Annotated in this window: 20 protein-coding genes; 5 read left to right on the top strand and 15 right to left on the bottom strand. The window is 72.3% G+C overall.

Annotated elements, in window-relative coordinates:
* Positions 1–57: 57 nt before the first annotated feature.
* Positions 58–1494 (bottom strand): PLP-dependent aminotransferase family protein, encoded by a 1437-nt coding sequence (locus ADK54_RS01205; protein WP_053723568.1) that lies wholly within the window; start codon positions 1492–1494, stop codon positions 58–60.
* Between ADK54_RS01205 and ADK54_RS01200 the strand changes: the two genes are divergently transcribed.
* Positions 1493–2482, top strand: coding sequence for a DMT family transporter (locus ADK54_RS01200; protein WP_078966055.1), 990 nt, complete (start codon positions 1493–1495; stop codon positions 2480–2482). The two genes, ADK54_RS01205 and ADK54_RS01200, sit on opposite strands and share 2 nt — an antisense overlap.
* A 38-nt stretch (positions 2483–2520) precedes the next feature.
* Positions 2521–2715, top strand: a complete 195-nt coding sequence (locus ADK54_RS01195) for a DUF1918 domain-containing protein (RefSeq protein WP_053723567.1) — start codon at positions 2521–2523, stop codon at positions 2713–2715.
* Between the two features lie 10 nt (positions 2716–2725).
* Here the strand turns inward: ADK54_RS01195 and ADK54_RS01190 are convergent, their stop codons facing one another.
* Positions 2726–4000 carry a glycoside hydrolase family 10 protein gene (locus ADK54_RS01190; RefSeq protein WP_234391871.1) on the bottom strand — a complete coding sequence of 425 codons (1275 nt, stop codon included), beginning with the start codon at positions 3998–4000 and terminating at the stop codon, positions 2726–2728.
* Between the two features lie 163 nt (positions 4001–4163).
* Here ADK54_RS01190 and ADK54_RS01185 point away from each other — a divergent pair, with 163 nt between their 5' ends.
* On the top strand, positions 4164–5024 hold the full coding sequence (locus ADK54_RS01185) for a 3-hydroxybutyryl-CoA dehydrogenase (RefSeq protein ID WP_053723565.1): 861 nt from the start codon (positions 4164–4166) through the stop codon (positions 5022–5024).
* A gap of 193 nt (positions 5025–5217) precedes the next feature.
* Positions 5218–5475: a hypothetical protein gene (locus ADK54_RS01180; protein ID WP_053723564.1), complete on the top strand. Its 258-nt coding sequence runs from the start codon at positions 5218–5220 to the stop codon at positions 5473–5475.
* Positions 5476–5487: 12 nt separating this feature from the next.
* Here ADK54_RS01180 and ADK54_RS01175 read toward each other — a convergent pair whose 3' ends face one another.
* From ADK54_RS01175 to infC, 10 genes are all read right to left on the bottom strand, one after another.
* Positions 5488–6024: an NUDIX domain-containing protein gene (locus tag ADK54_RS01175; RefSeq protein WP_078966054.1), complete on the bottom strand. Its 537-nt coding sequence runs from the start codon at positions 6022–6024 to the stop codon at positions 5488–5490.
* Positions 6025–6075: 51 nt separating this feature from the next.
* Entirely contained in the window at positions 6076–7416 is a 1341-nt protein-coding gene (locus ADK54_RS01170) for a hypothetical protein (RefSeq protein ID WP_053723562.1), read from the bottom strand.
* Positions 7417–7665: 249 nt separating this feature from the next.
* Positions 7666–8739 carry a PP2C family protein-serine/threonine phosphatase gene (locus tag ADK54_RS01165; RefSeq protein ID WP_053723561.1) on the bottom strand — a complete coding sequence of 358 codons (1074 nt, stop codon included), beginning with the start codon at positions 8737–8739 and terminating at the stop codon, positions 7666–7668.
* A 227-nt stretch (positions 8740–8966) separates the two neighbouring features.
* Complete coding sequence (pheT, locus tag ADK54_RS01160) at positions 8967–11495, bottom strand: phenylalanine--tRNA ligase subunit beta (RefSeq protein WP_053723560.1); 2529 nt, start codon at positions 11493–11495, stop codon at positions 8967–8969.
* Complete coding sequence (pheS, locus tag ADK54_RS01155; protein WP_053723559.1) at positions 11495–12616, bottom strand: phenylalanine--tRNA ligase subunit alpha; 1122 nt, start codon at positions 12614–12616, stop codon at positions 11495–11497. Before pheS ends, pheT begins: the two co-directional genes overlap by 1 nt.
* A 148-nt stretch (positions 12617–12764) precedes the next feature.
* A complete protein-coding gene (locus ADK54_RS01150; protein ID WP_053723664.1) occupies positions 12765–13877 on the bottom strand; it encodes a sensor histidine kinase in 1113 nt (370 codons plus the stop codon).
* A gap of 66 nt (positions 13878–13943) precedes the next feature.
* Positions 13944–14798: a TrmH family RNA methyltransferase gene (locus ADK54_RS01145; RefSeq protein ID WP_053723663.1), complete on the bottom strand. Its 855-nt coding sequence runs from the start codon at positions 14796–14798 to the stop codon at positions 13944–13946.
* A 141-nt stretch (positions 14799–14939) separates the two neighbouring features.
* The gene (gene rplT / locus ADK54_RS01140; protein WP_003970214.1) at positions 14940–15323 is read right to left on the bottom strand and encodes a 50S ribosomal protein L20; all 384 of its coding nucleotides are present in this window, start codon (positions 15321–15323) and stop codon (positions 14940–14942) included.
* Between the two features lie 105 nt (positions 15324–15428).
* Positions 15429–15623 carry a 50S ribosomal protein L35 gene (rpmI, locus tag ADK54_RS01135; RefSeq protein WP_053723558.1) on the bottom strand — a complete coding sequence of 65 codons (195 nt, stop codon included), beginning with the start codon at positions 15621–15623 and terminating at the stop codon, positions 15429–15431.
* Between the two features lie 103 nt (positions 15624–15726).
* Positions 15727–16419, bottom strand: coding sequence for a translation initiation factor IF-3 (gene infC / locus ADK54_RS01130; RefSeq protein ID WP_078966052.1), 693 nt, complete (start codon positions 16417–16419; stop codon positions 15727–15729).
* Positions 16420–16767: 348 nt separating this feature from the next.
* Here infC and ADK54_RS01125 point away from each other — a divergent pair, with 348 nt between their 5' ends.
* Positions 16768–17127 (top strand): DUF1844 domain-containing protein, encoded by a 360-nt coding sequence (locus ADK54_RS01125; RefSeq protein WP_053723556.1) that lies wholly within the window; start codon positions 16768–16770, stop codon positions 17125–17127.
* A 47-nt stretch (positions 17128–17174) separates the two neighbouring features.
* Here the strand turns inward: ADK54_RS01125 and ADK54_RS01120 are convergent, their stop codons facing one another.
* Genes ADK54_RS01120 through ADK54_RS44550 form a run of 3 tightly spaced genes read right to left on the bottom strand, consistent with a single transcriptional unit; the run spans position 17175 to position 20214 of the window.
* Positions 17175–17903, bottom strand: a complete 729-nt coding sequence (locus ADK54_RS01120; RefSeq protein WP_053723555.1) for an SseB family protein — start codon at positions 17901–17903, stop codon at positions 17175–17177.
* Positions 17904–17950: 47 nt separating this feature from the next.
* On the bottom strand, positions 17951–19159 hold the full coding sequence (gene mycP, locus ADK54_RS01115) for a type VII secretion-associated serine protease mycosin (RefSeq protein WP_234391870.1): 1209 nt from the start codon (positions 19157–19159) through the stop codon (positions 17951–17953).
* Positions 19156–20214, bottom strand: coding sequence for a hypothetical protein (locus ADK54_RS44550; RefSeq protein ID WP_107090436.1), 1059 nt, complete (start codon positions 20212–20214; stop codon positions 19156–19158). Before ADK54_RS44550 ends, mycP begins: the two co-directional genes overlap by 4 nt.
* Between the last annotated feature and the right edge of the window lie 107 nt (positions 20215–20321).

Below are 20321 nucleotides of genomic sequence, written 5' to 3'. Positions count from 1 at the left end.
TGGTTGCCGTGACAGAGATACGAGGGACCCACGAGGGATCAGAGCGCTGACCGCCCGCTAGCCCAGCACGTCGTCCAGGGCCGTGCGCAGCCGCCGTACCGCCTCGGTGATCTCCGAGCGGCCCGTCACGCCCGCGAAGCCGAGGCGGATGTGGCCTGCCGGGGGTTCGGCGCTGAAGTAGGGGCGGCCGGGGGCGACGGCGACGCCCGCGCGCAGGGCGGCGGACAGGACGGCGGTCTCGGGGGCGCCGTCGGGCAGGCGGAGCCAGAGGTGGTAACCGCCGGACGGTACGTGGGGCAGGGCGAGTTCGGGGAGGTGGTGCAGGACGGCGGCGGCCAGGGTTTCCCGGCGTGCGGTCAACTCGGCCGATACGGCGCGCAGATGGCGGCTCCAGGCCGGGGAGCCGACGAGTTCGAGGGCGGTCTCCTGGAGGGGGCGCGGCACGAAGAAGGAGTCGACGACCTGGATGGCGCGCAGGCGTTCCCGTACGGGCCCGCGGGCGGCGAGCGCACCGACCCGCAGGCTCGGCGAGGTCGCCTTGGTGAGCGAGGAGACATGGACGACGACGCCGTCGGGGTCGTCGGCGGCGAGCGGGGCGGGCAGCGGGCCCGCGTCCTGGTGGGCGAGCCGGCGGGCGAAGTCGTCCTCGACGACGAACGCGCCGAAGGAGTGGGCGATGCGGACCGCTTCGCGGCCGCGGTCCGGGGAGAGGAGGGCGCCGGTCGGGTTCTGGAAGAGGGGCTGGCAGATGAGGACGCGGGCGCCGGTGGCGGCGAAGGCGCTGGAGAGGAGTTCGGGGCGGATGCCGTCCGGGTCGACGGGGACCGGGACGGGGCGCAGGCCACAGGCGCGGGCGATGGCCAGCAGGCCGGGATAGGTGGGTGACTCGACGAGGACGGGTGCGCCGGGTGCGGCGAGCGCGCGCAGGGTGGTGGTCAGGGCGGTCTGGCCGCCCGCGGTGACCAGGACGTCGGCGGCGGTGACGGTGCCGCCGATCTCCCGGGCGAACCATTCGCGCAGCTCGGTGAGCCCGTCGACGGGCGGGCGGCTCCAGACGCCGGGGCGGCGGCCGGCCCGGGCGAGGGCGGCGGCCATGGCCCGCTCGGGCCGAAGACCGGGGTCGAGGTAGCCGCCGCTGAGGTCGATGACGCCGGTCGGCGGGACGGTGAGGGTGGCCAGGACGCCGGTGGCGTCGACCGCGCGCGGGGCCGGTTCGGTGGCGCCGTCGGCGCTGAGCGCGACCTCCTGCCAGGAGGTGTCGCCGGTGCGGGCGGTGACCGTGCGCGGCTCGGCGCGGTAGGCGCCCGCGCCGGGGCGGGTGACGACCAGGCCCTCGGCGACAAGCTGGGCGAGCGCGCGGGAGACCGTGACCGGGGAGACCCGGTAGCGCTCGACCAGCGCCCGGCTCGACGGCAGCTTTCCACCCACGGAGTAGCGGTTCAGCTCATTACGAAGGGAGTTCGCCAGATCGGCCACACTGCTACGCTCATGCATGACAGTACAGGATAGCGCTACTCACTCGACGACGATAGCGGTCGGCGCGGACGGCAGCTCCGGATCCGGCTCCGTCCTGCCGGACGGCGATTCCGGTCCGGACAGCGGTTCCGTTTACGTCTCCGACTCCGTCCTGCCGCGCGGCGCGATGCTCGCCGCGCTCGGCGTGGTCTCCTTCTCGCTCACCTTCCCCGGCACCGCCTGGGGCCTGGAAAGCTTCGGGCCCTGGACGCTCGTGTCGCTGCGCATCGCGCTGTCCGCGCTGATCGCGGGTGCGCTGCTGCTCGGGCAGCGGGTGCCGTTCCCCGACCGGGCGCACTGGCCGGGCCTCGCGGTGGTCGCGGGCGGCTCGCTGATCGGGTTCCCGCTGCTCACCACGATCGCCCTGCAGACCTCGACGACCTCGCACGCCGCCGTGGTGATCGGGCTGCTGCCGCTGGCCACGGCAGCCCTCGGCGCGGTGCGCACCGGGCGGCGGCCCTCGCGCGCGTTCTGGGCGGCCGCGCTGGCCGGGGCCGCGGTGGTGGCCGCGTTCACCGTGCAGCAGAGCGGCGGGGCGCTGTCCGCCGGGGACGTGTACCTGTTCGCGGCGCTGCTCGTCTGCGCGGCCGCGTACGTCGAGGGCGGACGGCTCGCCTCGGTCATGCCGGGCTGGCACGTGGTCGGCTGGGCGCTGGTGTTGTGTCTCCCGTTCGCCCTGGTGGGGGCGGCGGTGGCGCTGTCGTACGAGCCCTGGCGGCTCACCGCGCACGGCGTGGCCGGGCTGCTGTGGCTGGCCGCGGGATCCAACTTCTTCGGGCTCTACGTCTGGTACCGGGGCCTGGCCGCGATCGGCGTGCCCAAGGCCAGCCAGCTCCAGTTGGCCCAGCCCCTGCTCACCCTCGTGTGGTCGGTGCTGCTACTCGGCGAGCACCTGTCCCCGGCGGCTCCGCTGGCCGCGGTGGGGGTCCTGGTGTGCATCGCGGTGACGCAACGGGCCCGGTCCTGAGCCCTGCCAACTTGCCGGTGCCGTCCTAGACTGGCCGCATGCGAGCAATGGTGGGCGACCGACTCCTCGTACACGGCAGGACCGTCGGACAGCAGGACCGGCAGGCCGAGGTCATCGAAATTCTGGGACCCGACGGCACTCCCCCGTTCCGGGTGCGCTTCGAGGACGGGCACGAAACCCTGATGTCACCCGGCCCCGACACGGTGGTGCGGCACATCGCCGAGGACGAGTAGCCCAGAGCCTTCAGCGGGCCCGGCGCAGGTAGTGGTCTGCGACGACACGGGCCATGGCCCCGATGCGGTCCTCGGTGACCTCCTTCGCGGCGAAGAAGCAGTGGCCGCGCACCGAGGCGTACCGCCGGGCCAGGGTCAGGTGGCGGGACAGTTCCGCCGGGTCCTGCCAGGCGGCGGGCTGCGCCGGGTCGCCCGCCTTGTACAGGGCCTCGCCGATGTAGACGTCGACGCCGGTGCCCCGGGCGACCTCGTCCCACCAGGGCACCAGGACCGCGTAGTCGGCGGCGGCGAAGCCGATGTTCCAGTACACCTGCGGGCAGATGTAGTCGAGCCGGCCCTCGCGCACCCACGCCCGGGTGTCGGCGTACAGGTCGTCGTAGGTCTGGACGCCGGCCGTGGTCGCCGACCCGCGCTCGTCGCTCGCCGCGTTGCGCCACACCGCGAACGGACTGATCCCGAAGGACAGCCGGGGGTTGATCTTCTTGATCCGGGCGGCCGTCTCGCGCACCAGGAGGTCGATGTTGTTCCGTCGCCAGGCATCCCGGTCCGGGAAGCCGGCGCCGTACCGCTCGTAGGCCTCGTCGTCGTCGAAGCTCTGGTCGGCCACGGGGTACGGGTAGAAGTAGTCGTCCCAGTGCAGGCCGTCGATGTCGTAGCGGCGCACCGCGTCCAGCATGGCGTCCTCGACGAACCGGCGGACCTCGGGCAGGCCCGGGTTGTAGTAGAGCTTCCCGCCGTACGGGACGGCCCAGTCGGGGTGCACGCGTGCCGGGTGCGTCGGGACCAGGCGCGAGGGGTCGGTGTGGTTGGCGATCCGGTACGGGTTGAACCAGGCGTGCAGTTCGAGGCCGCGCCGGTGCGCCTCGTGCACGGCGGTGCCCAGCGGATCCCAGCCCGGGTCCCGGCCCTGCACCCCGGTGAGCCACTCGGACCAGGGCTCGTACGGGGACGGCCAGAACGCGTCGGCGGTCGGGCGGACCTGGAAGACCACCGCGTTCAGCCGCCGCTCGACCGCCTTGTCCAGGTGGGCGAGGAGCTCGGCGCGCTGGGCGGCGGCGGTCAGGCCGGCTCTGGACGGCCAGTCCCGGTTGGCCACCGTCGCCACCCACACGCCGCGGAAGTCCCGGCCCCGGCCCCTGGCCGCCACCGTCCGCACCGCCTGTTCGAGCGCCCCGTCCCGCAGCATTCCGGCCCGGCCCGCGGCGGCCGCGCCGCCCGCCGTGGCCAGCCCGCTCAGCGCTCCGGCCGTCGCCGTCACGAAGCCCCGTCGCGTGATTCGTCCCACGTCGCACCCCTCACTCCGGTCCCTTGGCCCAGGTGTACCGGACAGCATGCCCGCCCCGGCCCCTCATGCACGCGCGCGTCCGGAGTAACGTCAGGGGCTTAAGGCGGGCGCCGGAATCACACGGGGGACCTGCCGGGGACTGCAGTAGAGCGAAAGGCACGATGTGACCGACATCGAACGCGTCGGAATTGTGGGCTGTGGCCAGATGGGCGCGGGCATCGCGGAGGTGTGCGCCCGCAGCGGCCTGGACGTCATGGTCGCCGAGACCACCGGCGAGGCCCTGGAGATCGGCCGCACCCGGCTGCACAACTCCCTCTCGAAGGCCGCCGAACGCGGCAAGATCACCGAGGAGGAGCGCGACGCGACGCTCGCCCGGCTCAGCTTCACCACCGACCTCGGCGAGTTCGCCGACCGCGATCTGGTGATCGAGGCCGTCGTGGAGAACGAGCAGGTCAAGACCGAGATCTTCCAGGTCCTCGACCAAGTGGTGACCCGCCCGGACGCGATCTTGGCCTCCAACACCTCCTCGATCCCGCTGGTCAAGCTCGCGGTCGCCACCTCGCGCCCCGACCAGGTCATCGGCATCCACTTCTTCAACCCGGCCCCGGTGCAGAAGCTGGTCGAGCTGATTCCCGCGCTCACCACCTCCGAGGGCACGATCAGCCGGGCCCAGGCCCTGGTCGAGAAGGTGCTCGGCAAGCACGCCATCCGCGCGCAGGACCGCTCGGGCTTCGTGGTCAACGCGCTGCTCATCCCGTATCTGCTCTCGGCGATCCGGATGTTCGAGTCGGGCATCGCGAGCCGTGAGGACATCGACAACGGCATGGAGCTCGGCTGCGCCCACCCGATGGGCCCGCTCAAGCTCTCCGACCTGATCGGTCTGGACACCGTCGCCTCGGTCGCGGACTCCATGTACGACGAGTTCAAGGAGCCGCTGTACGCCGCTCCCCCGCTGCTCCAGCGGATGGTCGACGCCGGACGCCTCGGCCGCAAGACCGGGTCCGGTTTCTACTCGTACGCCTGAGTAAAACGGCGTACGTCTGTATACGCGGGTGTACGCCTGAAAGGCGTGGGCCGGGCTCGTAGCGCGCACACCGGGTGTGCGGAACGAGCCCGCATATGCCCATCGCACACGCTCCCGTCCCTGGAACACGGCGAGTTGACTCTGAGCCAACACATCAATGGCACGTCCGGAAACAGGACTAAGGAGCCACGCCGTGTCCACCGACCCGGGACATTCGACCACCGTCGACGAACTGGCGGAGTTACGCCTCCGCCTGGACGTCGGCATGACCCGTCTGGACGGTCAGCTCGCGCTGCTCGCCCAGCGGGGAGAGCAGACAGAGCGCGAACTGACCGACGCGGTGGGACGGGTGGCGGCCCTCGAACATCTGAGGTGGCCGCTCCCCGCCCTCACCGTGCTGACCGCCGTCGGCGCACTCTCGCTCGCCGTGTGGCAGGCCCTCGGTCACTAGACGTTTCTGCGGCTAGCCGTCCGCGAGCCGCAGATGGTGCAGGAGTAGGAGTCCGGCCGCCATGTTGGCGGCCGGGACCTCCCCCCGGGCGACCATGTCGGGCACCAGCTTGAGGGGTATCCACTCGCGGCGGGACGACTCGAAGTCGTCCTCGGGGTGGCCGATGTACTCGGCCGACTCGGACCAGAACAGATGGTGCCGGGCGTCGATCAGCCCGTTGGCGGGCTCGACGGTGAGCAGGGGTTTGAGCGGCCCCGGCCGCCAGCCGGTCTCCTCCTCCATTTCACGGGCGGCGGCGGCCTCGATGTCCTCGCCGTCCTCGACGACCCCGGCGGCCAGTTCCCAGCCCCAGCTGTCGGTGATGAAGCGGTGCCGCCAGAGCAGCAGCACCTCGTTGGCGGCGTTGACGACGGTCGCGACGGCGACCGGCCGCAGCCTGATCAGGAAGTGGTCCAGGTGCCGCCCGTCCGGAAGCTCTACGTCCGCGAGGTTGACCCGAAACCAGCGATTCTCATACACAGTTTGTTCGCTCAGGTTCGTCCACTGCACGTTTCTGCCACCTTCCGACAAGTAGATGGCAATATCGCAGCAGGCTGACGGTCACAGGGGAACGCGAAGTGCCCCGTCGATCAGCTCGGCGGCTTCGTCGGCGCCGGCGCAACCGCTCTCGACCAGGTGCTCTCGCACCATGCGCAGCCGGTCACGCAATCGCTGCGACTCCATCCCCCGGGCCCGCTCCGCCATTTCGACCGCGGTAGCCACGGCCCGGTCAGCGTCGCCCTGCCGCAGCTCGATCTGCGCGAGCATCGCAAGGCGGTGCACCCTGCCCCTGTCGTGGCAGGGCTCGTCGGCCGCGAGGGCGGCCTGTTCGCGCGCGGCCGTCAGATCGCCGAGGCTGAGCAGGGCCTCGGCCACCTGGACATTGACGAGACCCGGCTGGACGTAGCCGGTCTCGGCCGGCTCCTGGCCCGGCCTGATCCGCCCGGCCGCCGACTCTGCGCTCATGATCGAGGACAGCGCGCTCTGCCCGTCCCCCAGATGCGCGTACGCCTTGGCCTGCATGGCGTGCAGATCGGCCGCGAGCGCGGGGCTCAGCCGGCCGCCCGCCGCCCGCAGGGCCGCCTCCGCGAAGGCGACCGACTGGCGGTAGTCCCGCATGAACAGCGACTGGTTGACGAGCAGCGCGATGACGTAGGCGCCGAGCCCCCTGTCCCCACTGGCCTTCGCGAGCCGCAGCGCCTGGTGGAAGTAGCGCTGGGCGAGGCCCTGGGCATTGGAGTCGTACGCGCAGATCCCGGCGATGGCCACCAACCCGCCGGTGGCGCGGTGCAGTTGGCGTCCGGTGGCGTCCGTGTAGCCACCGCGCAACAACGGAGCGGTCTCCGCGTTGAGGAACCCGACGATGCGCGAGCGGGTCGCGATGCCGCCCGCCTTGCGGTACATCAGCTCGTAGTGCTCGCGCGCCGAGCGCAGCATCTCGATGTCCGACTCGCCCACCGCGGTCTGCCCGTTGCGGGACACATCGGTGTCCTCCGGCGGGTTCTCCCACTCCCATACGGGCATGACGGCGGGGGTGCCGGTGACGGCCGGGGCGTCGAGTATGTGCGTGCGCTGTTGTTCGTCCGAGCGCCACAGGGCGGTGGCCCGCTCGACGAATCCAGCGAGCGGCGAGCCGTGCGCGGGGACCGGTTCGCCCGGCACCCCGAGGCCGATGTCGTCGAGCGTGACCCGGCGGCGCAGCCGACCCGCGAGCACCTCGCAGATCAGGTCGGGCACCTGGCCGCGCGGCCGCTGGCCCTTCAACCACCGCGCCACGGCGGTGTGTTCGTATCTGAGTGCGAGGCCTCTGGCCCGGCCCGCCTGGTTCACGCGGGCGGCCAGCCCGGCATGTGAGATCCCCGCCTCGTCCACCAGGGCGTCGAGCAGGGTATTGGGCTGCATGGGGCCCTCCGTTGGCTCGGTGAGGTCAGCGTAGACGAGCCCGGTTCACACGGGGTGTGAAGCGAGTACCCGCATTTATGCGCCGCGCTCTCTGCCCCTGGCGGCCCCCAGTCGGTTGACTCTAAGACGCCTCTCCTTGAGGCGACCGGGCCGCCGGCTCCCCCTCGTACAGTGCGGCGGCCCGCTCCCGGCGCCGTCCGCCCTGTCCGCGCTGCCCGGCACTCCCGGCAGGGTGGCGGCGCCCCACCGTCAGCGGTGAACACCGGCCGCCTCGCTGCCGGTTGGCTGGGCGGGCACCCGGACCCGGTCGTTGCGCAGCACCAGGAGGGCCACATCGTCCGAGAGCCGTCCGCGGGTGTGGCGCAGGAGCGCGCGCTGCACCCGCTCGACGACGTCCGCCGGGGACACCGGCGGGGTACGGGCCGCGGCCGCGAGGGTCTCGCGCAGCGCGAAGAACCGTCCTGCTCCGTCCCGCGCGTCCTCGGCGCCGTCGGTGTACAGGCACAGCGCCTCGCCGGGCAGCAGCCGGGTGCAGCGCATCAGGGGCAGTTCGGCCGGGAGCGGGAACGGCCCGAGCGGCGGCAGCGGGTCGCCGGGCGTGAGCGGCTCGGCTCCGCGGCAGAGCCGATAGGGCCAGGGATGGCCGCAGTTGAGGGCGTACACGTCGCCGCCCGGCCGGATCTCCAGGAGCAGTACGGTGACGAACTCCTCGGCGAGCGGGCTGTCCGGCTCGCAGCCGCCGGACGCGGGGTGTTCGGCGCGGCAGCGCTCGCGCAGATGCCGGGCGAGCGCCCGGTCCAACCTCCGCAGTACGCCCGCCAGTTGGGGCTCGTCGTAGGCGGCCTCGCGGAAGCTGCCGAGGACGGCGGCGACCGCGCCGATCGCACCGAGCCCGTGGCCGCGCACGTCGCCCATCACCACGCGCACTCCGTACGGGGTCGACATCGCCTCGTAGAGGTCGCCGCCGATCGACGCGCCGCGGCTCACGGAGAGCTGGCCGGCGGCGAGCGCGATCCCGTCGAGCCGCGAGGGCAGTGGCCTCAGGAGCGCTCGCTGGGCGACCTCGGCGATGTGCCGGATCCGCCGCAACTCCCGTTCCGCGGTGGCCCGTACGCCGTTGGCCAGCCACACCACGGCGATCAGGAAGGCCAGGCACGTCGCGATCCGCAGGCCCATGCGGTCGTCGCGGGCCAGCGGGCAGGCCAGCTGCCAGGCGACGACCAGGACGAGCCAGCAGGACGGCAGGACGAGGGCGACGCCGAGCGCCCGGCGGGAGCGGAGCGCGGCCGCGCAGGCCGAGGTCCATCCCGGTGTACGGATCATGCCGTCGGCCCCCCTGGCCTCTGCGCGCTCATTGCACCGGACCGCAAGGGCCGGAAGCCGCACCGGCCTGCACGGCCGGATTGATTCTGTCGATCGCCCGCGCCCTTTTGCGAAGACCGAGCGGACTTCCACCCGAACGAGTGAGACGGCAACGGCTCGTTCCTGGACGGCGAGAGGGGCGCACCGGGAATCCCGGTGCGCCCCTCTCGTTGCATGGTCCCCGCGGGTTACGCCCCGCGCAGCACCGCGCCCGTGTTCTCGGTGGCACGGGCCACCGCCGCGTCGCGGGCGGCCGAGGCCTCCTCGACGGTCAGGGTGCGGTCGGCCGCGCGGAACCGCAGCGCGTAGGCCAGCGACTTCTTGCCCTCGCCGACCTGCTCGCCGCTGTAGACGTCGAACAGCCGGATGGATTCGAGGAGTTCACCGGCGCCGATGCGCAGCGCGTTCTCCACGGCGGCGGCCGGGACCTGGGCGTCGACGACGAGCGCCACGTCCTGGGTGGCCACCGGGAAGGTGGAGATCGACGGCGCCTGGACGGCACCTCCGGCGGCCTGCTCCAGGACGTCGAGGTCGAGCTCCATCGCGCAGCTGCGGGCGGGCAGACCGAACGCCTTGACGACGCGCGGGTGCAGCTCACCGGCGTACCCGACGAGGGTCTTCACCCCCTCGGGGAACACGTACAGCTCGGCGCAGCGGCCCGGGTGCCAGGGGCCGTACTGGCCCTGGTCCACGGCGAGTTCGAGCCCCGCCTCGCGGGCCACGGTCCGGGCGGCCTCGATCGCGTCGGCCCAGTCGGCCGGGCGGCCCTTGCCCCACCAGCCGGCCTGCTCGCGCGCACCGGCCATGACGGCGCCGACGTGGCGCGGCTGCACGGGCAGCACGGCGTTGAGGGCGGCGATCTCCTCGTCGGTGGGACGGCGGTCGACGGGCAGCCGGGTGGCGACGCCCGGGTTCGCCGACGGGTGGAAGACCAGGCCCGTCTCGAACAGCGCCAAGTCGTGGCTGCCCCGGCCGTCGTTGCGGCGCAGGGTGGCGAGGAGGCCCGGGAGCAGCATGGTGCGCAGCGCCGGCTCCTCGTCGCTGAGCGGGTTGACCAGCTTGACGACGGCGCGGTTCGCGTCGTCCTTGTCGAGGCCCAGCTGGTCGAAGACCGACTCGGCGACGAACGGGTAGCTCGGCGCCTCGGTGAACCCGGCCCCGGCGAGGGCGCGGCCGACCCTGCGGTGCAGACGCTGACGCTCCGTCAGACCCCGCCCGGCGGGCGGCTTGGGCAGCGTGGAGGGCAGGTTGGCGTAGCCCTCCAGGCGGATGACCTCTTCGGCCAGGTCGTTCGGCTCGGTGAGGTCGGGGCGCCAGGACGGCACCGTGACGACGAGCTCGTCCTGCCCGTACGCGTCGCAGCCGACCTCCTGGAGGCGGCGCACGACGGTCTCGCGGCCGTACTCGATGCCCGCGACGCGGTCCGGGTGGTCCGCGCGCATGGAGATGGTGCGCGGCGCGGACGGCGAGACGATCTCGGTGACGCCGGCCTCGGCCGTGCCGCCCGCGAGCAGCACCAGGAGGTCGACGGTCCGCTGGGCGGCGGCGGACGCCGCCTGCGGGTCGACGCCGCGCTCGAAGCGCTTGGACGCCTCGGAGGTCAGCCTGTGGCGGCGCGCGGTGCGGGCGATGGCGACCGCGTCGAAGTGCGCGGCCTCGATGACGACCTCGGTGGTGCCCCTGACCTCGCCGGTCTCGGGGTCCGTGACGGAGTCGGCGATCTCGGTGTTGGCTCCGCCCATCACCCCGGCGAGGCCGATGGGGCCCCGGTTGTCGGTGATGACGAGGTCGGCGGCGTCCAGCTTGCGCTTGGTGCCGTCGAGGGTGGTGAGGAGCTCACCCGGCTCGGCGCGGCGCACGCCGATGGGGCCGTCGACCAGGCTGCGGTCGTAGGCGTGCAGCGGCTGGCCGAGCTCGATCATCACGTAGTTGGTGATGTCGACGGCGAGCGAGATCGGGCGCATCCCGGCCTTCTGCAGCCTGCGCTGCAGCCAGATCGGGGAGCGGGCCTCGGGGTCCAGGCCGGTGACGGTGCGCGCGGTGAAGCGGTCGCAGCCGATCGGGTCGGCGACCTTGACCTGGTAGCCGTACGAGTTGGGCGCGGGCACGTCGAGCAGCGCCGGGTCGCGCAGCGGCAGGCCGTAGGCGATGGCGGTCTCGCGGGCGACGCCGCGCATCGACAGGCAGTCGCCGCGGTTGGCGGTGACCGCGATGTCGAGGACCTCGTCGACGAGTTCGAGCAGCGCGATGGCGTCGGTGCCGACCTCGTGCTCCGGCGGCAGCACGATGATGCCGCCCGTGGTGTCCGGGCCCATGCCGAGCTCGTCGCTGGAGCAGATCATGCCGTGCGAGGTCCGGCCGTACGTCTTGCGCGCGGCGATCGCGAAGTCGCCGGGCAGCACGGCGCCGGGCAGCACCACGACGACCTTGTCGCCGACCGCGAAGTTGCGGGCGCCGCAGACGATCTCCTGGGGCTCACCGGTGCCGTTGGCCAGGCCGACGTCGACGGTGCAGAAGCGGATGGGCTTCTTGAAGCCCTCCAGCTCCTCGATGGTGAGGACCTTGCCGACGACGAGCGGGCCCTTGAGCCCGGCGCCGAGCTGCTCGACGGTCTCGACCTCCAGGCCGCCGTCGACGAGCTTGGCCTGCACATCGCGACCGGTCTCGGTGGCGGGGAGGTCGACGTACTCCCGCAGCCAGGAAAGCGGGACCCGCATCAGATCTCCATCCCGAACGGCCGGGTGAACCGGACGTCACCCTCGACCATGTCTCGCATGTCTTCGACGTTGTGGCGGAACATCAGCATCCGTTCGATGCCGAAGCCGAAGGCGAATCCGCTGTACTTCTCGGGGTCCACACCGCAGGCGGTGAGCACCTTCGGGTTGACCATGCCGCAGCCGCCGAGCTCGATCCAGCCCTCGCTGGAGCAGGTGCGGCAGGGCCGGTCCGGGTTGCCGACGGACTCGCCGCGGCAGACGTAGCAGACCATGTCCATCTCGGCGGACGGCTCGGTGAACGGGAAGAAGTTCGGCCTCAGCCGCGTCTTCATGTCCTCGCCGAACAGCGCCTTGACCATGTGGTCCAGGGTGCCCTTGAGGTCGGCCATGGTGAGGCCCTCGTCCACGGCGAGCAGCTCGACCTGGTGGAAGACCGGGCTGTGCGTGGCGTCCAGCTCGTCGGTGCGGTACACCCGGCCGGGGCAGATCACGTACACCGGAGGCTCGCGGTCGAGCATCGAGCGGATCTGCACGGGCGAGGTGTGGGTGCGCAGCACGACACCGGAGTTGGCCGAGCCGTCCGGGCCCTGCACGAAGAACGTGTCGTGCTCGGTGCGGGCCGGGTGGTCCGGGCCGATGTTGAGCGCGTCGAAGGTGAACCACTCGGCCTCGGCCTGGGGGCCCTCGGCGACCTCGTAGCCCATGGCCACGAAGACGTCCTCGATGCGCTCGGAGAGCGTGGTCAGCGGGTGGCGGGCGCCGGCCGGTACGCGGTCGTGGGGCAGCGTGACGTCCACGGCCTCCTCGACCAGGACCCGGGCGTCCCGCTCGGCCTCCAGCTCGGCCTGGCGCGCGGCCAGGGCCTTGTTCACGGCGCCGCGGGCCATGCCCACGAGCTTGCCGGCCGCGGCCTTGGCCTGCGGCGGCAGCGCGCCGATCTCGCGGTTGGCGAGCGAGAGGGGCGAGGTACCACCGGTGTGCGCGGTCTTCGCCTGGGCGAGCGCGTCGAGGTCGCCGGCGGCCGCGAAGGCGGCGAGCGCCTCGTCCCGCATGCGCTCGATCTCTTCCGGTTTCAGTGCCTCGACCTCGACAGGGTCGTACGACTTATTGGGTGCCGACATCTCTTCCCGTGCTTCCGATTGGCTTGGCTGGGGGTCCCCGCGACCGCGACAGCGATACCGCGATAGCGCGCGGACACAAACGCGCCAAAGGTCGAGTCTAACGGGGTGCGGGAATGCGGTTGCGCCCGTGGGCGGCTCGGGGGGCGCTCTACTGGAGATACGCCGGAGCCGCGACGGGCAGGATGAATCGGAACTGGGCGCCGCCGCCGGGGCCGCGGCCCACCGTGATGGTGCCGCCGTGCGCCTCGACGATGCCCTTGACGATGTACAGGCCGAGCCCGGTCCCGCCACGCTTGCTCCCCCGCCAGAAGCGGGTGAAGACACGGCCCATCGACTCCTCGGGGATGCCGGGGCCTTCGTCGCTCACGGTGACGGCCGTTCCCTTCTCGTCGTGCTCGTCGATACGGACGGGCGCTGGTGCCACCTCAATGGTGACGGTTCCCTCGCCGTGGCGCACCGCGTTTTCCAGCAGATTGCCGAGCACCTGGTCGATCTTGTCCGGATCCGCCCACAGATCGGGCAGCGGCCGCTGGATGCGGACCAGGAAGCGGTCCGGGGACTGTCCGGAGGCCACGTGGGCCTGGAGGTGGCGGCCGACGGCGGCCGGGATGTCGACCGGCTGGCGGCGCACTTCGAGGCGGCCGGAGTCGATGCGCGAGATGTCGAGGAGTTCGGCGATGAGCCGGGTGACGCGGTTGGCGTCGGCGTCGACGGTCTCCAGCATGAGCCGCTTCTGGTCGTCGGTGAAGCGCTCCCACTTGGCGAGCAGCGTCGCGGTGAAGCCCTTCACGGAGGTCAGCGGCGAGCGCAGTTCGTGGGCGACGGTGGCGATGAGCTCGGCGTGCGAGCGTTCGGTTCGCCGCCGGGCCTCGGTGGAGCGCAGGCTGACCACGACCCGGCGCACGGGCCCGGTCGGGTGCTCGCGTACATAGCGCGCGGAGACCAGCACTTCGCGGCCGCCGGGCAGCAGCAGGTTGCGTTCGGGCTGGCCGACCCGGATGGCCAGGCCGCCGTAGGGATCGGTGAGCTGCCACCAGCGGCGGCCCTTGAGGTCCTCCAGGGGCAGCGCGTGCTCAAGGGGGAAGCCGAGCGCCTCGTGCTTCGCCACCGCCGTGATCCTGACGGCGGCGGCGTTGAAGCAGATCACCTGCCCCTTGTCGTCGGCGACCACGATGCCGTCGGGCAGGTCGTCGGGGTCGAAGCCGAGGACGTCAGGACGGCCGGACGGGCACAGCGCGGTGCTGTTGCCGATGCTGCTCATGCCGACAGCCATCCCCTTATCCCACCTCTCCGAAGCGCTGAGTGGGCCCCCGAGCCCGCAACACTACTAGTACGAGGTGACGGAGCGGCACCCTCCGGCAGCACGCTGCGCACGAGCGGAGGCGTAGAGGCACACGGCGGCGGCGGTGGCGAGGTTGAGGCTTTCGGCCTTGCCGTGGATGGGCACGCGCACCACGGCGTCCGCGAGTGCGCGGGTCTCCTCGGGCAGGCCCCAGGCCTCGTTGCCGAAGATCCACGCGGTGGGCCCGCCCATGGTGCCGGCGTCCAGCTCCGCGTCGAGGTCGTCCTCGCCCGCGCCGTCGGCCGCCAGGATCCGTACGCCCGCGTCCCGCAGGCCCTGGACGGCCTGTTCGACGGGGACGCCGACAGCGACCGGCAGGTGGAAGAGCGAACCGACCGACGCGCGCACGGACTTCGGGTTGTAGAGGTCGACGGAGGCGTCGGTGAGGACGACCGCGTCGGCGCCCGCGGCGTCCGCGCAGCGCAGTACGGTGCCGGCGTTGCCGGGGTCGCGGACGTGCGCGAGCACGGCGACCAGCTTCGGCCTGGCCCTGAGGATCTCCTCGAACGGGGAGTCCAGGAACCGGCAGACGCCGACCAGGCCCTGCGGGGTGACGGTCTGGGAAACCTCGGCGAGCACCTCGTCGTCGGCGTAGTGGACTCGGGCGCCCGCCTCCAGGGCGGCGGTCACGATGTCGGCGTACCGCTCGGCGGCCTCGACGGTGGTGAACAGCTCGATGAGGGTGGGCTCGCCGTCGCTGCGGTGCTCGACGGCCTCGCGCACGGCCTGCGGCCCCTCGGCGATGAACCGGCGTTCCTTGCCCCGGAAGTTGCGCCGGGCGAGCCGGCGGGCGGCGGCGACGCGCGGGGAACGCGGGGAGATCAGCTCGGGGGTGGGCATGTACACGCGGTCTCTCTACGAAGGAAGTGGGGCCCGGGGCGGGGGGCCGAGGGCCTCGCCCCCGGAAGACCCCCGCAACGCACCGGGACCCGCAGGCCAGCGGCCTGCGGGTCCGGTCCGGCTCAACAAGCCGTCAGGCGCTTACGCGGCCTTCGGGGCGTTGACGTCGCTCGGGAGGGCCTTCTGGGCCACCTCGACGAGCGCGGCGAACGCGTTGGCGTCGTTGACCGCGAGCTCGGCCAGGATCTTGCGGTCCACCTCGATGTTGGCGGCCTTCAGACCCTGGATGAGGCGGTTGTACGTCATGCCGTTCTGGCGGGCAGCGGCGTTGATGCGCTGGATCCACAGCTGACGGAAGTCGCCCTTGCGCTTCTTGCGGTCGTTGTAGTTGTAGACCAGCGAGTGGGTGACCTGCTCCTTGGCCTTGCGGTACAGGCGCGAACGCTGACCGCGGTAGCCGGAGGCCGCCTCGAGGATTGCCCGGCGCTTCTTGTGGGCGTTTACTGCCCGCTTGACGCGTGCCACTTGTTAACTCCTTGTAGCGGGGCCGTGGTTGGACTCACACGACCCGAAATCGAATAGGTCCCGGTCTCGACGTTCCGCCTCCGGAAATCCGGAGGCGGGGGAACGTCACTTGCCGAGAAGCTTCTTGACCTTCTTGGCGTCGGCCGGAGCCAGGACGACCGTGCCCGTCAGCGAGCGGGTCTTCTTGGACGACTTGTGCTCGAGCAGGTGGCGCTTGCCGGCGCGCTCACGGAGCACCTTGCCGGAGCCGGTGATCTTGAAGCGCTTGCTGGCACCGCTGTGCGACTTGTTCTTCGGCATAGCGCCGTTATCTCCTCGTCAGTGGCGCTCCCAGCCGGTCCTGGGACCGGCGCTCGGGAGCGTCATATGTATCGGTTGATATCCGGAACGGGCTGTCCCGGAATCAGGCCTCGGCGGGTTCCTCGGCCGGCGTGGCCTCGGCGGCGGGCGCCTCGGCGACGGTCTCGTCCTCGGCGGACTCCTCCGTCTGAGCCGACTGACCCTGGCGCTCCGCCTTGCGGGCCGCCTGGGCCTCGCGGGCTTCGGCCATCGCCTCGGTCTTCTTCTTGTGCGGACCGAGAACCATGATCATGTTTCGGCCGTCCTGCTTCGGGCTGGACTCGACGAAGCCGAGGTCCTCCACGTCCGAAGCGAGGCGCTGGAGCAGTCGGTAGCCGAGTTCCGGCCGGGACTGCTCGCGACCACGGAACATGATCGTGATCTTGACCTTGTCGCCCTGCTTGAGGAACCGGACGACGTGACCCTTTTTGGTGTCGTAGTCGTGCGGGTCGATCTTCGGCCGGAGCTTCATCTCCTTGATGACCGTGTGCGCCTGGTTCTTGCGCGCCTCACGGGCCTTCATGGCCGACTCGTACTTGAACTTCCCGTAGTCCATGAGCTTGCACACGGGCGGACGGGCGGTCGCCGCGACCTCGACCAGGTCGAGGTCATACTCCTGGGCGAGCTCCAGGGCCTTGGCAAGCGGAACAATTCCGACCTGCTCGCCGCTGGGGCCGACAAGTCGCACCTCGGGAACGCGAATCCGGTCGTTGATGCGGGGCTCGGCGCTGATGGATCCTCCTCGGTAGCACCACACGACTGTCTGGCAGACAGCCGCGTACGTCTGTATTGACGTGACCAACCGCCACGAGGCACAAAAAATGCCCCGGACGGACACAGGCGGGGCTCCAAGAAAACCGGAACACCGCCGCGGTCTACCGCGGGGCGCACATCGGGCGGCTCCATCGTCCGTACGGAACGATGGTGGCCACCTGACCGGATGACCCGCCGCCCCTGAGGGTGGCCGGGTGGGAGATCGGAGCCTCCACTTGTGGGCCGGGCACACGTGCCTGGCCGGTCGTTACACAAGGTTAGCAGGATCCGGACAGAGGGGCTAATCGAGTGCGCGGGAAGAGGAGCGGCGCGCACCGCATATCGTGTGGGCATGAGTGAGACGCCCCCCAATGAGCCCGCAGACTTCGACACCATGGCCCGCGACATCGCGGAGGTCCCGGCGGTCGAGGTGATCGTGACGGTCGCCGTGAACCTGATGAGCGCCGCCGCCGTGAAGCTCGGTCTGACCGAGGAGGGCGACCAGTACAAGGACCTCGACGAGGCCCGCAAGCTGGTGCACGCCCTGGCCGGTCTGCTTGACGCAGGGGCCACCGAGATCTCGTCGTTCCACGCCGCCCCGCTGCGCGACGGCCTCAAGTCGCTGCAGCTCGCGTTCCGCGAGGCGTCGATCGTGCCGGACGCGCCGGGCCAGGGCCCGGGCGAGAAGTACACGGGCGCCGTCTTCGGCTGAGCCCCTTCTTTATTCTTTTACGAACGGAACCGGGCCGCTCCTCCCCCTCAGCGGGTGAAGAGCGGCTCGTTCGGCTGTGGGGCCCCCGTCGGCAGCAGCGCGAGGTCGAGGCCGCGTACGAGCCGGGCCCGCAGGGTCTCGTCCGCGGCGATCAGTTCGGCCACTCTGCGGGCCGTGTCGGCGGGCGCCGCGCCGTCGGCGAGGACCAGCGCGAGCGTGCCGTCCGCGCTGCCGGGGCCGAGGTGGGCCCGAAGGACCGCGGGAACGGCGGCCACCGCCGAGCGCACCGCTTCGATCACCGACGGGTCCAGGAGCGGGTCCGCGCTGGTGCGGCCCTCCGCGAGGGCGAGCAGGGCCGCGCCCTTCAGCTCGTAGGCGACCGGGCCCGCGAGGTCGATGACCACGGTGTCCGCCTTCTCGTGCACGGCTGCCGCGAGCGCCTGGTGCAGCGGGACGGCGACCGGCCGGGCCTCGGGGTCCCACAGGGCCAGCGCCTCGATGGAAGTGAACGCGGGCAGTGCCGTGCGGTCGCCGGCCTTCAGGGTGGGGACGGCCATGTCGCTGGTCTTCTCGCGCTTGAGGCCGTTTTCGTCGATCTCGCTCTCGCCGAGCATCGCGACTACGGGGACGAGCAGCCGTGCCGTGCGCAGGGCCCCGAGCACGCGCGGCTCGGCCGCCCTGTCCTTGGCCCAGGCGGCCAGCGCCTCGGTCAGTTCGGGGGCGGCAGTGCCGTCGTCGTCGGAGAAGCCGGAATCCGGGATGTTCTTGAGCGCCACGTCACGAGCCTAGCCGGGGCTTCTCGCGAGCCCGCCCACGGCCCGGCTCAGAGCCACTCGCGGGGGGTCCTGACCCGGGTCGAGCGCCACAGGACCACGCCGGTCGCGAGGAGCAGGAGGCCGCCGCCCGCGGAGACCGGGGCCAGCCAGTTCGCCGGGTCGTCGGAGGCGGCGCGCGCGTCGGGGCCGCCGCCGAAGTACGTCGTGCCGTACGCCGCGGACTCGGAGCGCAGGCCGGCGGGCTTCAGCCTGGCGGCGGCGGTCAGCGCCGCCGCCGGGTCGATCATGCCGTAGCCCCGGGCGTCGTCGCGGCCGCCCTCGGGGGCGTTGCGGGCGGTGTCCTCAAGGAGCTTCTTGATCTGCGCCGGGCTGAGGCCGGGGTACCCGGAGCGTATGAGGGCGACCGCGCCGGAGACGAACGCGGAGGCGGCGCTGGTGCCCCAGCCCTCGTAGTACTTGCGGTCCGGGTCGGCTATGACGACGTCCACGCCGGGGGCGCTGACGGTGGCGTACCAGCGGCGGGTGGAGAAGGAGGCGTGGGTGCCGTTCTTGTCGACGGCGGCCACCGCTATGACGCCGGGGTAGGCGGCCGGGTAGGAGATGTGGTCGCCCTGGTCTCCGCCGTTGCCCGCCGATGCCACGACGACGGCGCCCTTGCCGAGCGCGTACTGGATCGCGGCGTCCTCGGCGGGTTCGGGGTGGGCGGAGGCGCTGTCGTCGCCGAGCGAGAGGTTGATGACATCGGCGCCGTTGTCGGCGGCCCAGCGGATGCCGTCGGCGAGCGCGCCGCCCTTGGTCTCGCGGGCCTGTTTGCGGGCCGGGTCGGTGGATTCCAGGATGACCCGGACCGGCAGGATCTTGGCTTCGGGCGCGATGCCGAGCACCCCGGACTGGTTGCCCGCGCCGTGGCCGTGGCCCGCGATGATGCCGGCCATGGCGGTGCCGTGCCGGGCCCAGTCGCGGCTGCCCTGGCCCGCCCCGAAGCCGATGAGGTCGTTGCCGGGAAGCACCTGCCCGGCGAGGTCGGGGTGGCTGCCGTCGACGCCGGTGTCGAGCACGGCGACCGTCATGCCCTTGCCCTTGGTCGTACGCCACGCCTGCTGCGTGTGCATGGCGGTGAGTTCCCACTGGCGGTCGCGGATGCCGTCGGCGTGGGCCGGGGCCGCGCTGAGCAGCAGGGTGAGCGCGGCGGCCGAGGCGAGGGCGCCGGTGCGGCGCGGCCGGCGGGACGGCCCGGTCACGGATGGCTTGGTCACGGTGCGGGCTCCGGGCTTGCGGCGGCCTTCTTGCGCAGGCCGCGTTCGACGTTGTCGGCGATGCCCTGGGCGTCGTGGCCCAGGCCCGCCTCGGCCGCGGGGCCGCTCGCGCCGTCGGCCGTGGCCTGTTCGGCGGACTGGGGGGTGGTGACCGCGCGGCCGTCGGCGAAGCCGGAGACGGCCGTGACGACCACGGGCGCATCGGTGAGGACCCGCACCGTCCAGCTCGCGCGCTGCTTGTCGCCGAACGCCGCGGCCACGCCGCCCTTGACGGGGTAGGTGCGCGGCATCAGATCGGGGCGGTCGCCGAGCTTCTCGGTGGAGAACCGGTGCGCCAGGGCGGTCATCGCGGCGGGCTCGGCCTGGGTGAAGACCAGGCCGACGGTGGTCACGCTGGTGGCGGTCGCGTCCGTATAGGTGGCGCGCACCATGCGGGCGCAGCCGACCGGTTCGAGGACCTTGAGGAGCAGGGGGTCGAGCGCGCCCGCGCAGTCGCCGTCCGGCGCGACCCCGACGCGGGTCCATTCGCGGTCGGCGCCGCCGGGGCCCGCGCCGGTGCCCCGGATGGTGCGCGGGAAGAGGGTGTCGACGGGCACGCTGTGCCACAGGTCCCGGGCGTCGGTGTAGTTGCTGCGGGCCGCGGGCCCGTCGGAGTCGTCGTCGAGCCAGGTGCCCGCGGCGGCTCCGCCGATCAGTCCGACGCCCAGAACCACACAGACGGCGGCGGCTGCCACGCGCCCGGGCCTGCGGGCCGGCACCGGCCGCAGCGGGCCCGGCTCGTCGGACAGCGGTTCCGGGGGGAGCAGCGGCTTCGGCGGGGTGGCCGGCAGCGGGGGTATCTCGGGGGGCGGCGGCGTCGAAAACCTGGGCGGTATGGGGGTGTTCGGCAGGACTGGTCCCGGATCGATCAGGTCGAGCGCCGAGCGGAGCCGGCTCGCGGGTTCGGGCGCGGGCGGCAGCGGGACCGGGGTCGGCGCGGGAGCCTCGGACGGCTCGGATTGCGGTGCGGGCGGCGGCAGTTGAGGGGTGCCCGGGGGTCGTGCGTCGGTGGTCATCCGCCCCCCTCTTGCCGTCCAGCTCAGCCCGTTGCCGCTCGGGCGTCACTCTACGGGCTGATCCTGTGCGGGCGCAGACCGGCCGTCCGGCTTCCACATCCGTACCA

The sequence above is a fragment of the Streptomyces sp. WM6378 genome (assembly GCF_001279695.1).
GTDB lineage: Bacteria > Actinomycetota > Actinomycetes > Streptomycetales > Streptomycetaceae > Streptomyces.
Note: the sequence above shows the minus strand (reverse complement) of the source record. Positions and strands in the feature narration are given on the sequence as shown.